The organism is Trebonia kvetii, from assembly GCF_007827045.1.
Taxonomy (GTDB): domain Bacteria; phylum Actinomycetota; class Actinomycetes; order Streptosporangiales; family Streptosporangiaceae; genus Trebonia; species Trebonia kvetii.
Genome location: NZ_RPFW01000003.1, coordinates 515,757 through 528,340 on the forward strand (window position 1 = coordinate 515,757; position 12,584 = coordinate 528,340).

The window sequence follows — 12,584 nt, forward strand, 5'->3', positions numbered from 1 at the left end:
CTTTACCCGCTTTAACCCCGAATGCGGGGCGCACGGGCAACCGCGCGCCCCGCATTCGCCATTTCACCGTGTATCCGGGGCGGTGCCGCTCCGGCAAAGATCAAGACCAGCACCATCCCCGCCCCGTTACTCCCGCAAGCCCACAGCAATCCCGGCGATTGCCCAGTTGACAGGGAACGAAAGCCGGCCGCACGGAGACGGTGCGGCCCGCGTTCGCGTCTCAGGGGGCTAGTTGGAGGTGAACGCCGCCCCCGCCGGGGACGCCGGGGACGCCGCGGCCACACCCACGCTGGCACCCATGAACGCAACAGTTCCAACAGCAATCGCCAAGGCCTTGAGTCCCACCAGAAGCTCCTTTAGGTCCGGTCCCGTACCGCCCATCGACTTATGTGACTCTGCTCGATGCCCTTGGGTTGTCTCTTGTCCGGGTTTGATCCGCCGTGTCGGCCGCGCAACCCCACGGAGTGAGCGATGCCACGCCGCGAGCCGGAAGGCGGAGCGCGGCGAGCGAGTTGGCTAGGATGGATCCATCCCACCGTTACCTGCTGCTTCACAGTTTCCCGACGACGAGGGCAGCGACGAGCCGTGAGGGCATCACTGATGACGGAGACACCGAAGTTTTCCCCGCCAGGCCTGACCTTCGATGACGTGCTGCTCCTGCCGGCTCATTCGGAGCTGATGCCAAGCGAGGCGGACACCAGCACCAGGATCACCCGCAAGTACAGCCTGCGCATGCCGCTCGTCTCCAGCGCTATGGACACGGTGACCGAGGCGCGGATGGCGATCGCGATGGCACGGCACGGCGGCGTCGGCGTGTTGCACAGGAACCTGTCCGTCGAGGAGCAGGCGCAGCAGGTGGACTTGGTCAAGCGCTCGGAGGCCGGGATGGTCACCGACCCGGTGACCTGCGGCCCGGAGGCGACGCTGGCGGACGTGGAGCGGCTCTGCGCGCACTACCGGATCTCCGGCGTCCCGGTGACCACTGAGGACGGCACGCTCGTCGGCATCGTTACCAACAGGGACATAAGGTTCGAGACCGACCTGTCGCGACAGGTCAAGGACGTGATGACCAGGATGCCCCTGGTCACCGCCCCGGTCGGGGTCGCACCGGAAAAGGCGCTCGCGCTGCTCAAGGAGCACAAGATCGAGAAGCTGCCGCTGATCGACGACGCCGGGCACCTGCGCGGGCTGATCACCGTCAAGGACTACACCAAGAGCGAGAAGTTCCCGCACGCCACCAAGGACGAGAGCGGCCGCCTGGTGGTCGGCGCCGCGGTGGGCGTCGGCGAGGACGCCAAGGGCCGCGCCCACGCGCTGATCGAGGCCAATGTCGACTTCCTCATCGTGGACACCGCCCACGGCCACGCCCAGTCCGTGCTCGACATGATCAGGCAGCTCAAGGCCAACACCGACGTCGAGGTGATCGGCGGCAACGTCGCGACGAGAGACGGCGCGCAGGCGCTGATCGACGCGGGCGTGGACGGCGTCAAGGTGGGCGTCGGACCGGGGTCCATTTGCACTACCCGCGTGGTGGCCGGCGTCGGCGTGCCGCAGGTGACGGCGATCTACGAGGCGAGCAAGGCCGCCAAGCCGGCCGGCGTCCCGCTGATCGGCGACGGCGGCCTGCAGTACAGCGGCGACATCGCCAAGGCGATCGCCGCGGGCGCGGACAGTGTCATGCTCGGCAGTCTGCTCGCAGGCTGCGAGGAGAGCCCGGGCGAGATGGTTTTCATCAACGGCAAGCAGTACAAGATGTACCGGGGCATGGGCTCGCTCGGCGCGATGCGCAACCGGGAGCGGGGCAAGTCCTACTCCAAGGACCGCTACTTCCAGGACGACGTGCTCCGCGAGGACAAGCTGGTCCCCGAGGGCATCGAGGGCCAGGTGCCGTACCGCGGCCCGCTCGCCGCGGTCGCCGACCAGCTGGTCGGGGGGCTGCGCGCGGCGATGGGGTACTGCGGCACCAGGACCATCGCCGAGCTTCAGGAGGCGCGGTTCATCCAGATCACGGCGGCGGGCCTGAAGGAGAGCCACCCGCACGACGTGCAGATGGTGGTTGAGGCTCCGAACTACTCCGGCCGTAAGTAAGCCGTAAGTACCTCCGACCAGGAACAGAGCACAGTGACTGATATTGAGATCGGCCGCGGCAAGACCGGGCGCCGGGCGTATTCACTCGACGAGATCGGCATCGTTCCCGCTCGGCGCACCCGGGACCCGGAAGAGGTCAGCATCGCCTGGCAGATTGACGCCTACCGGTTCCAGATGCCGCTGATCGCCTGCCCGATGGACTCCGTCGTGTCGCCCAAGACGGCGATCGCGATCGGCAAGCTCGGCGGTCTCGGCGTCCTCGACCTCGAGGGGCTGTGGACCAGGTTCGAAGACCCGGAGCCGGTGCTCGCCGAGGTGACCGAGCTTGGCGAGGAAGCGGCCACCAGGCGGCTGCAGGAGATCTACGCGGAGCCGATCAAGGAGGAGCTGATCGGCCGCCGCATCGAGGAGATCTCCAGGGCGGGCGTGATCACCGCGGCCGCGCTGTCGCCGCAGCGCACCGCGCGGTACTACAAGGCGGTGCTCGACGCGGGCGCGGACATCTTCGTCATCCGCGGCACCACGGTCTCCGCCGAGCACGTCTCCGGGCGTGCCGAGCCGCTCAACCTCAAGCAGTTCATCTACGAGCTCGACATCCCGGTGATCGTGGGCGGCTGCGCCACCTACACGGCGGCGCTGCACCTGATGCGCACCGGCGCGGCTGGCGTGCTCGTCGGCTTCGGCGGCGGCTCCGGCCACACCACCGCGGCCGTGCTCGGCGTCGCGGTCCCGATGGCCACCGCCATCGCCGACGTGGCGGCGGCGCGCAGGGACTACCTGGACGAATCCGGTGGCCGGTACGTGCACGTGATCGCCGACGGCTCGATGACCCGCAGCGGCGACATCGCCAAGGCGCTCGCGCTCGGGTCGGACGCGGTGATGGTCGGCTCGCCGTTCGCCCGCTCAGCGGAGGCGCCGGGTCGCGGCTTCCACTGGGGCAGCGAAGCCAACCACCCCGAGCTGCCGCGCGGTGCACGGGTCAAGGTGGGCGAGATCGGGACGCTCGAGCAGGTGCTCTTCGGCCCGTCGACGGTTCCCGACGGCTCGATGAACCTGATGGGCGCGCTGAAGCGAACCATGGCGACCGCCGGGTACACGGAGCTGAAGGAGTTCCAGCGGGTCGAAGTCGTGGTCACCCCGCCCGCGCCGCGCCCGCGCTAGCGGCCGGTATAGCGGAACAGGCCACTAGACTTCATCGCCATGGGCACCCGTCGCGTCTTCTCCGGCATCCAGCCAACCGCTGACTCGTTCCACCTGGGCAATTACCTGGGAGCGGTCAGGCAGTGGGTGGACCTGCAGGAAAGCAGGGAGACGATCTACTGCGTCGTCGACCTGCACGCGATCACGGTGCCCTACGACCCGCAGGTGCTGCGCCGCAGGACGAGGATCGCGGCCGCGCAGCTGTTCGCGTCCGGCCTCGACCCGGAGCGCTGCATCCTGTTCGTGCAGAGCCAGGTGCCCGAGCACGCGGAGCTGAACTGGGTGCTCGGCTGCCTGACCGGCTTCGGCGAGGCGAACAGGATGACCCAGTTCAAGGACAAGTCGGCGAAGGGCGGCGCCGACTCGGCGAGCGTCGGCCTGTTCACCTACCCGATCCTGCAGGCGGCGGACATCCTGCTGTATCAGGCGGACGAGGTTCCCGTCGGCGAGGACCAGCGTCAGCACCTCGAGCTGAGCAGGAACCTGGCGCAGCGGTTCAACCACCGCTTCGGCGAGACGTTCACCGTGCCCGCGCCGTACATCCTGCCCGCGGTGTCCAAGATCACCGACCTGCAGGACCCGACGAGCAAGATGAGCAAGTCCTCCTCCTCACCGCAGGGCATCATCGACCTGCTCGATGAGCCGGCGGCGATCCGCAAGAAGATCAACCGCGCGGTGACCGACGCCGAGTCGGTGGTCCGTGCGGACGACGAGGCCAAGCCGGGCGTGACGAACCTGCTGCGCATCTACGCCGCGCTGTCAGGCGAGAAGATCGACGACATCGCCGCCCGCTACGGCGACGGCGGCTACGGCGGCTTCAAGAAGGACCTGGGCAACCTCGTCGCGGACACCTTCGGCCCCATCCGCGAGCGCACGGCCAAGCACCTGGCCGACACCGACGCGCTCGACGCGCTGCTCGAGGACGGCGCCCGCCGCGCGCGGGCGATCGCCACCGCGACGATGGCACAGGTTCGCGACCGCTGCGGCTTCCCCGCGGTGAATTCCTGAAAGCAGCCCCCGAACGGGTGCGGCTGACTCTGGCCGCACCCGTCATCGCTTCTAGGGACTTTTCGGCGACTCGGGTGTAACAGGACTTCACTGGTCAAACAGTGACTCCAGGGGACGATTCAGAATTCCACGGCTGGAAACGCTAAAGAGGCACCCGTATGGCGCAATCCGCCTACGGGGACCCCCGAAGCCCTGGAGGCCTGTCATGACGATCGAGTGGAATCCCTCGGCCGGCCCGACCCTTGGCGTCGAGTGGGAGGTGCAGCTCGTCGACGCGCAGACCCGGATGCTCAGGCAGGAGGCGGCCACGCTGCTCGCCGCCCTGCCCGGCCTGTCGGAGAGCGGCGAGCACCCGAAGATGCGTCATGAGCTAATGCAGTCCACGATTGAAGTGGTGACAGGCGTCTGCGGCACGGTCGCCGAGGCCAAGGCTGACCTGGCGATTTCGCTGAAGGACCTGCAGCGGGTCGCCGAGCCGCACGGCATCGTGCTTGCCAGCTCAGGCGTGCACGCGATGACTCACTGGCGGGACCAGAAGATGGCGCCGAGCCAGCGCTACGCCGAACTGGTCCAGGAGATCCAGTGGCCGGCCAGGCGGCTGCAGACCATGGCCGTGCACGTGCACGTGGGGCTGCGGGACTCCGGCCGGGCGATGCCGGTGATCAATGCGCTCGCCGTTTACCTGCCGCACCTGCTCGGCCTCTCCGCGTCGAGCCCGTTCTGGTGCGGCGAGGACACCGGCCTCGCCTCGACCCGCTGCGTGGTCTTCGGCGCGCTGCCGCACACCGGCCCGCCGCTCGGCCTGCCTGACTGGAAGTCCTTCGAGGACTACATGGACGGGCAGCTGCGCGCCGGGACCATCCGCACGATCAAGGAGGTGTGGTGGGACGTCAGGCCGCACCCGGACTTCGGCACGGTCGAGGTCAGGATCGCCGACGCGGTGCCGACCGCACGTGAGGTCGGCATGCTCGCCGCGCTCGTCCAGTGCATGGTGCACCTGTTCGACACGCAGCTCGACAGGGGATACCGGCTGCCGTCGCGCGCGCAATGGGTGGTCGCGGACAACAAATGGCGTGCCACCAGGTACGGACTGGACGCTACCATCGTCACTAACGACTCCGGGGCGACGGCGCCGCTGCGCGACGAGGTATTTGAGCTCGTCCGGGACCTGGAGCCGGTAGCATGGCGGCTCGGCTGTGCGGAAGAGCTCGCGGTCGCTTCCGAGGTTCTGGAGTACGGGGCCCCGTACGAGCGGCAGCGTGCCGTGCACAGCGGCGAAGGGGACCTGACCAGCGTGGTTGACGCGCTCGTCACCGAGTTCGCGGAGGACAGATTCGTCCTGCGCGGGGATGGTGGGCATGGGGGATGACCTCGCCGCGGCCCTGGACGCGTTCCTGGCCCGGCACGAGACAGAGCTCATCGAGCTCCGCCGGGATCTGCACGCGCATCCGGAGCCGGCCAACGCCGAGCGGCGGACCACGGAAGTGGTCGCCGAGCGGCTGGCGAGGGCGGGGCTGCGCCCTGTGCTCTTTTCCGGCTCGACCGGCCTGCAGGCGGATATCGGGCACGGCGAGCCCAGGATCGCGCTGCGCGCCGACCTGGACGCGCTGCCGATGGACGATGAGAAGAGCGTGTCCTACCGTTCCACGATCCCCGGGTTCTGCCATGCCTGCGGGCACGACGCGCACACCGCGATGCTGGTGGGCGCCGGGGAGTTCCTCGCCGAGCTCGCGGCGTCCCGGCCGCTCCGCGGTGGTGTCCGGCTGATTTTCCAGCCCGCGGAGGAGACCGCGAGTGGCGCCAAGCAGGTCATCGCGGCCGGCGCGCTCGACGGGGTGAGCCAGATCTTCGCGCTGCACTGCGATCCGCGGCTCGACGTGGGAAGGGTGGGCATCAGGGCGGGAGCGATCACCGCGGCCTGTGACAAGGTGCGGGTCACCCTGGCCGGGCCCGGCGGGCACACCGCGCGCCCGCACCTGACCGCCGACGTGGTCTACGCGCTCGGCAAGGTGGTGACCGAGGTGCCCGCCGCCCTCACCAGGCGCGTGGACCCGCGGGCGGGGCTGAGCCTGGTGTGGGGGCACGTGAACGCGGGCACTGCCGCCAACGCCATCCCGGACGGCGGCATCGTCGAGGGCACGCTGCGCTGCCTGGACGCCGAGGTGTGGCGCTCCGCGGTGGTCCTGATCGAGGACCTAGTGCAGTCGGTGGCCGCGCCGTACGGCGTGATCGCGAAGGTGGAGTACCTCAGCGCGGTACCGCCCACGGTGAACGAGGTGACTAGCGCCGCCCTGGTCGCCGCCGCCGCCTCGGCCGTACTCGGCCCGGGCGCGGTGACGGACACACTGCAGAGCCTCGGCGGCGAAGATTTTGCCTGGTACCTGGAGATGGTGCCGGGCGCCATGGCGAGGATCGGCACGCGCGCACCGGGCGCGCGGGTCGCGGGAGACCTGCATCAGCCGGTCTTCGACATCGACGAGCGGGCGATCGGTGCGGGCGTGCGCGTCCTCGCGTCGATCGCGGTGGCCGCCGGAGCGTGACATGGCAGTGGACGGTGTGGTGAACGGCAAGGACGACCCAGGCGGCCGGCAGGTATTCCGCTCGCCCGCCGCCGTGGCCATCTGGTGGGTGTGGGTGCTCTTCGCGGTCGGCAACCTGATCGACCTGGCCGTTCAGGGCCGCGATCACCTGTCCGTTGTCGCCGCCTTCATCCTGCTGCTCATCACTGGCGTGGTGTACGTGACCGCGCTGCGGCCCCGGGTCGTCGTCACCTCCGACGGGCTCACGGTCAGCAACCCGGTCCGCGACTACCGGGTGGACTGGGCAGCTGTCGCGCACGTCGACTCAACCGACCTGCTCCGCATCCGGTGCGAGTGGCGGGAGGGCGAAGGAACGGCGAAGCGCGTCATCTACGCCTGGGCGGTGCACTCCCCGCGCCGCAGGCAAGTGGCGGCCGAGCGGCGCGCCGCCCGCCAGGCGCGCGGCGGCGGTGGCGGGTACGGCATCGGCGGATTCGGCGGGGGCAGGCCTGCCAGGGGCGGCTACGGCGGCTACGGCACTCCGCCCGACGTTCCCGAGCCTGCCTCGCTCGGCGTAGACGCCGACCTTGTCGTCGCCACCCTCACCACGCGGGCCGAGCAGGCACGAGAGGACGAGCCCGCGGTCCGGGCAGCGGCGCCGGTGTCCAGCTGGTACTGGCCCGCCGTCGCCGCGGTCTTGATCCCCGCGCTCGCCCTGCTGATCGCCGCCCTGGCCTGACCGTCCCGGCCTGACCCGGACGCCCTCGGCTACCCGCCCGGCGGGGGGTTGGACGGCCTGCCGCGCAGCCAGTCGACGTAATCCGACGGCGCCCCCGCCTTGATCGCCGAGTCTGTCAGGATAGACAGCCTGCGGTCGGAGGGCAGCCCGCCCTCGTAGGCGTCGAGCACGTACAGCCAGGCGAGCGCGTCCCCGTCCAGGGTCTGCACCCGGACCTTGATCTTGCTGTAGAACCCGAGGTCGACCCCGTCCCAGCTGTCGAGTTCCTTCTCGTCGATCTCGGGCACGTCGTAGAGCGCGACGAACACCCGGTGCGCGTGGTCTTCGACCACTGTCGTCAGAGCCCCGTCCCAGCCGAGCTCCTCGCCACCGAAAGTCAGGCGCCAGCCTTCGAGCCACCCGGTGCCCCGCTGCGGGGAGTGCGGGCAGCGCAGGAGCATCTGCGCCGGATCCATGTTGCTGCCGTAGGCGGCGTACAGTGCCACGCTGCCTAAGCGTACGGGTTTTCGCACGCGCGCGCCGATCCGGCGCCGCTTTTGCGCTCGTAATCACTTGTTAATCGACACGTCATCACCCCTACGGGCTCCTTACGCGACCGGCAAACCGCCGCCGTTCCCGTCGCCGGCAGGGCAACGTCAATGCCGTCAGAACCGAACGGGCGGGCCGGGCGGGCAACGTCCAGATCAAGGAGGCATCGATGAGCAAGCGCGGAATGCGCCGGGCATCCATGCGGGTACGCCTGGCCGTCGCAGCGGCGGTACTTGCGGGCGGCGGCGCAGCAGGGGTGGTGGTGGCAAGCGCCAGCCACGGCGGGGCTGCGGCTGCGGAGTCGGCCGGGTTCACCACCGGAAGGACGATGAGCTACTCCAGCGCCATGTCCTCGGCGATGAACGGCTGGGGCAAATCGCACGGCACGTCGCTCATGACGATCTCGCACATGAAGCCGATGGCCAACACCTGGACGCAGTCGTGGCACCGCCACGTTCTCGTCATCCAGCGCGGCACCGTGGTCGCGGTGGGCAGGGGCGCGTTCGCGGTCCAGTCCGCGAACGGCACGATCAAGGTCTGGCACGTGACCCACAGGACGCAGACCCTGAACGTTGGCAGTACCTCGACCGGGATGTCCGCCATGACCGGCGGCACCATGCAGGTGCCCGCCGGGTGGAACATGAACATGACGGTCAACGGCATCGCCAAGGGTGACCTCGTGTTCGTCTTCGGCGAGCGCGAGCACCACATGCTCAAGGCGCAGCTGGTGCTGTTCGCGGCGCCGACCGGCACCATGCCGACGGCCACCCCGACCGCGACCACCCCGATGGCTACGCCGACCGGGACCGCCACCATGCCGACGGCCACCCCGACCGCGACCGCTCCCGCGGTGAAGCCCACGAGCACGGCTCCGACCTTCAGCGGCCACAACAGCTAACAGCGAATGCGGATATGGAGGATATGAATGCTCACGGGCCAGCGGCCAACAGCACGACAGCGCCGTCAAAGTAAGCGCCGCGCTCGAATCGCGGCAGCGATTGCCATCCCGGTAGCGATAGGCGTCGCGATCGGAGCGATGGTCGCGGTGAACGGCGGGTCACTCAACATAGCGAGTGCGTCGTTCTGGAGGCACCACCACAGGACATTTCCCACGCCCACCGCGTCGGCCTCGGTTACGCCGACCGCAACGGCAACGGCAACGGCAACCGGAACCGCCAGTGCCAGCCCTAGCACGAGCGCAACCGCCAGTGCGAGCGCGAGCCCAACCACAAGCACGGGCACGGTGGCGCCCGCCAACTCGTTCGCCGGCGGCGCACTCGCCACCGCTCAGCTCGGCGACGTCGCGACGGCCCCCGTCGACGGCACGGGCGCGGCCATCAACCTGAACCAGACCGCGGCGGAGGCCGCGGCCTCGCTGAACTGCTCGCTCGCCGTCCCGGCCAACCCGCTCACCGCGGCAGGCCTGGCGACGCCGTGGCAGCTCGGCGACGGCTGCTCGATGGCCAACGCGGGCACGGAAGGCGCGTTCGTCGAGGCGACCATCCTGGCACCGAACGGGCAGCTGTCGGTCTACAGCCCGCTCGTCGTCACCACGGGCACTCAGCCCGCCGCGGCCCCCGTGGCGCCGACCATCGCGGCCGGCTCCGTGGTGGAGATCAGCGTCGGCTTCAACGGCACCAACCTGTTCCTCACCGGCGCAGGAGCCACCCAGGGCAACTGCGTCGACGCCCTCGGCCAGTCAGTCTTCGGCCAGGTGTCGACCTGCAACTCGGTGGCCTTCTACCAGGCCGCGAAGGCGGCCATCGCTAACGGGACGCTTCAGGTTCCCGCCGCGGGCACCGCGACAAACGGTCAGGCGTGCCAGACCTCGCGCTCGTTCCCCGTGATCGACCAGGACCAGAGCGACAACGTGGTCACTCAGTACCTGATCACCGCTGGCGGCCAGACCGCGGTGAACTCGCCGGCTAACAACGCGCAGCTTCAGGGCGCTACCGTTCTCACCAACGGCAGTGACAACGCGCTAATCAGCGAGTTCATCGATCCGGCGACCGGCTGCACGCCGTTCACCGCGCCGGACTCCACCTACCCGAAGCCCAACGCGCCGTCGCAGGCGCTGAACGAGCTGCAGGCCATGGCCGACCAGCAGGGCACGATCGCGACCGTCCCGCCGAACGACGAGATGACGCTGGTCGGCGGCCAGATGAGCATCGACAAGACCAACGCGTATCGCTCTATCGTCGGCCAGCCGCTGCTCGCGGCAGGCACTGACCCGGCGATCGTGGCGGCCAGCTACTGCCAGAACATGGTGAACCTCGCCCCGACCAGGAACAACGCGGACATGGCGGCGGACGCCGCCTTCGCCTCCCCGGTGCCGACGGTGGGGAACAGCCTGGCCACGTTCCTCGGCAACCGGCTGTCGATGTCCTTCGTCAACCTGGGCTGCGCGAACTACGGCCTGACCAACCCGGTCAACGCCACCCTGGACGGGAACGGCGTCGCCACCGCCGTCTCCTTCAACCTGGCGCAGCAGACCGCGAAGGGCGCGGCGGCGGCCGGCACGACGACGCCGACGACCGCCCCGACCGCCGGAGCGCCGAACCCCACCGCTGGCCAGACGACTGGCACGCAGTCAAGGGGCACTCGCAGGCACCGGTTCATCAACCCGTCGGGCATGTAATCTCGCCGGACGGCTCATACCGCCGCGCAACGCGGCGAACATCACGCACGCCTCGCCGGGCCCAGCAAGTCTGGGGCCGGCGAGGCGTGCTTTGTCGTGCGGGTTCATCGCTCACTTGACCACGGTGAGGCTCACCGCGGGGTAGGCAGAGCCGGCGTACTTCCTGTCGCCGCCGTAGACCCCGGTCAGCCGGTACTTTCCTGGCTTGAGTCGCTTGGCGGGCAGCGCGCAGGAGCCCTTGCCGTTGGCGAGCTTGATCGTGCAGAGCGTGCTCGAGCCGGCGGCCACGGTGACCTTTCCCGTGGGAGTGCCGCCGGTGCGCGGCTTGACCTTGACGGAGAGCTTCTCTGACTGCTCGTGGCCGAACTTGACCCTGGCCGCGGACAGCTTCAGCGTGGTCGTCGTCGCCGTCGACTCGTCGGCGCGGAAGGCCTGCAAGTTGCCGGGGGAGTCCTGGTAGAACCCGCCGGCGGCCGCAGTTGCCAGGCGACACGCAGGAGACGGCGGCGGCGGCGGAGATAACCCGCTTGCTGAGCGCGCCCATGCCGGGAACATGCTGCGGGCTGCCCCAGGTGCCGTTCGTCTCGCTGAGGGTGATCGCGTGCGTGCCCGCCTGGTCGCCGACGCTCCCGCCGACCACGCAGTTGCCCGCGGTCGGGCAGGACACCGCGTCCGCCGAGCCAGACCCGGGAACGGAACCGACGGTGCCGATGATCGTGCGCGCCTGCTGCCAGGTCCCGTTCTTCTCCTCGGCGACGAAGCCGGCGAAGGTGTTGCGGTTGTCGGCCACGTAGTCTCCGACCACCACGCAGTTACCTGCCGAGCCGCACGAGACGCCCTTGACTTCGGCAAACCCGCCGACGTTGCGGTCCGCGACGCCGGGAACGGGCTGGGGCAGCAGCCAGTCCCCCTTCGCCTTGTCGATCACGAACACTTGCTGCTGCCCGTGGCCGTCGGTGTAATCCCCGGCGAGCGCGCACTCGCCCGCCGTCGCGCACGAGACCACGTCGGCCTGGGCGGAGTTGGTCGTGATCCTGGACAGTGCCGGTATCGGGAACCCGAAGGTCCACTGGCCGCCGCCCTCCTCGGTGATGAACGGGTGGTGGCTGGCGCTGGGGGTCCGCACGTAGCCCACGGCGGTGCAGCTGCCAGGCGCCGGGCAGGACACCGAGCTGACCTGTGCGTCGACGCCGGCGTTGACGTTCTCCAGCGCGGTGACCTGCTGCACTGGTCCCCAGGTGCCGTTGTTCTCGCCCTTGGTGAACGGCTGCGCCAGTCCCTTCGCGTCGTTGACCCAGCCGCCGACCGCGCAGTTGCCAGGCGACCCGGGAACGCAGGACACCGCGATGGGCTCGCCGCGCAGGCCGTTTACTCCCAATGCGGTCGGCAGGCCCCAGACGCCGTGCGCCTCGATGTCGAAGAACGGGTGCGGCGCCGAGTCGATGGCGTGCCCGATCATGACGCAGTCGGCCGCGTCGCTGCACGAGACGGCATCCAGGGTCGAGGAACTGCCGGGCAGGACTTCCGCCGCCTGCCCCCAGGCGCCGCCCTGTTCCACGGCGAAGAAGCCGTGCGAGGAGTGATCGCTGGTGTGGAAGTTGCCAACCGCGACGCAGTTGCCCGGCGAGCCGCACGACACCGAGCTGACAGCGGCGAGGCCGCCGGTGTTCAGCCCGCCCACCGGATGGGCGTTGCCCCAGTGCCCGGCAGGCGTGACCGCGGCGCTCGCCGCCGCGGCCACGCCACCCGCGAGTAGGCCGGCCGCCGTGGCCCCCGATATCAGCACGACGGCCCGGCCGCGCAGCGATTTGAGCATGTCTTCCCCCGCGTCCTGACGCGATGCCAGGCTGCCGGGCGAGGCTGA

13 protein-coding genes are annotated in these 12,584 nt (G+C 69.7%); 11 read left to right on the forward strand and 2 right to left on the reverse strand.

The features are described from left to right. The first annotated feature begins 600 nt into the window (after nucleotides 1-600). The 6 genes from guaB (at nucleotide 601) to EAS64_RS17205 (ending at nucleotide 7,554) form a co-directional block, all read left to right on the forward strand. Nucleotides 601-2,088, forward strand: coding sequence for an IMP dehydrogenase (gene guaB / locus EAS64_RS17180; RefSeq protein WP_145854003.1), 1,488 nt, complete (start codon nucleotides 601-603; stop codon nucleotides 2,086-2,088). Between the two features lie 42 nt (nucleotides 2,089-2,130). After that, nucleotides 2,131-3,249, forward strand: a complete 1,119-nt coding sequence (locus EAS64_RS17185) for a GuaB3 family IMP dehydrogenase-related protein (RefSeq protein ID WP_145854848.1) — start codon at nucleotides 2,131-2,133, stop codon at nucleotides 3,247-3,249. Nucleotides 3,250-3,288: 39 nt separating this feature from the next. Then, nucleotides 3,289-4,296 (forward strand): tryptophan--tRNA ligase, encoded by a 1,008-nt coding sequence (gene trpS / locus EAS64_RS17190; protein WP_145854004.1) that lies wholly within the window; start codon nucleotides 3,289-3,291, stop codon nucleotides 4,294-4,296. Nucleotides 4,297-4,501: 205 nt separating this feature from the next. Further along, nucleotides 4,502-5,665 (forward strand): glutamate--cysteine ligase, encoded by a 1,164-nt coding sequence (locus EAS64_RS17195; protein WP_145854005.1) that lies wholly within the window; start codon nucleotides 4,502-4,504, stop codon nucleotides 5,663-5,665. Then, nucleotides 5,655-6,836: an amidohydrolase gene (locus EAS64_RS17200; protein WP_145854006.1), complete on the forward strand. Its 1,182-nt coding sequence runs from the start codon at nucleotides 5,655-5,657 to the stop codon at nucleotides 6,834-6,836. Before EAS64_RS17195 ends, EAS64_RS17200 begins: the two co-directional genes overlap by 11 nt. A gap of 1 nt (nucleotide 6,837) precedes the next feature. Beyond that, nucleotides 6,838-7,554 (forward strand): PH domain-containing protein, encoded by a 717-nt coding sequence (locus EAS64_RS17205; RefSeq protein ID WP_145854007.1) that lies wholly within the window; start codon nucleotides 6,838-6,840, stop codon nucleotides 7,552-7,554. Nucleotides 7,555-7,583: 29 nt separating this feature from the next. Here the strand turns inward: EAS64_RS17205 and EAS64_RS17210 are convergent, their stop codons facing one another. Continuing rightward, nucleotides 7,584-8,039 carry a gamma-glutamylcyclotransferase family protein gene (locus EAS64_RS17210; protein ID WP_145854008.1) on the reverse strand — a complete coding sequence of 152 codons (456 nt, stop codon included), beginning with the start codon at nucleotides 8,037-8,039 and terminating at the stop codon, nucleotides 7,584-7,586. A gap of 212 nt (nucleotides 8,040-8,251) precedes the next feature. Between EAS64_RS17210 and EAS64_RS43640 the strand changes: the two genes are divergently transcribed. Together EAS64_RS43640 and EAS64_RS17220 are read left to right on the forward strand one after the other, a co-directional pair. Further along, nucleotides 8,252-8,980: a hypothetical protein gene (locus EAS64_RS43640; RefSeq protein WP_187365975.1), complete on the forward strand. Its 729-nt coding sequence runs from the start codon at nucleotides 8,252-8,254 to the stop codon at nucleotides 8,978-8,980. A gap of 345 nt (nucleotides 8,981-9,325) precedes the next feature. Then, complete coding sequence (locus EAS64_RS17220) at nucleotides 9,326-10,720, forward strand: hypothetical protein (RefSeq protein ID WP_187365976.1); 1,395 nt, start codon at nucleotides 9,326-9,328, stop codon at nucleotides 10,718-10,720. Between the two features lie 111 nt (nucleotides 10,721-10,831). Here the strand turns inward: EAS64_RS17220 and EAS64_RS47490 are convergent, their stop codons facing one another. Further along, nucleotides 10,832-11,275, reverse strand: coding sequence for an Ig-like domain-containing protein (locus tag EAS64_RS47490; protein WP_145854009.1), 444 nt, complete (start codon nucleotides 11,273-11,275; stop codon nucleotides 10,832-10,834). A gap of 17 nt (nucleotides 11,276-11,292) precedes the next feature. Between EAS64_RS47490 and EAS64_RS47495 the strand changes: the two genes are divergently transcribed. From EAS64_RS47495 to EAS64_RS47505, 3 genes are all read left to right on the forward strand, one after another. After that, nucleotides 11,293-11,514, forward strand: a complete 222-nt coding sequence (locus tag EAS64_RS47495) for a hypothetical protein (RefSeq protein ID WP_369333561.1) — start codon at nucleotides 11,293-11,295, stop codon at nucleotides 11,512-11,514. A gap of 345 nt (nucleotides 11,515-11,859) precedes the next feature. Next, the gene (locus EAS64_RS47500) at nucleotides 11,860-12,303 is read left to right on the forward strand and encodes a hypothetical protein (RefSeq protein ID WP_145854011.1); all 444 of its coding nucleotides are present in this window, start codon (nucleotides 11,860-11,862) and stop codon (nucleotides 12,301-12,303) included. 6 nt (nucleotides 12,304-12,309) lie between these two features. Then, entirely contained in the window at nucleotides 12,310-12,555 is a 246-nt protein-coding gene (locus EAS64_RS47505; protein ID WP_145854012.1) for a hypothetical protein, read from the forward strand. The last annotated feature ends 29 nt before the right edge of the window (nucleotides 12,556-12,584 follow it).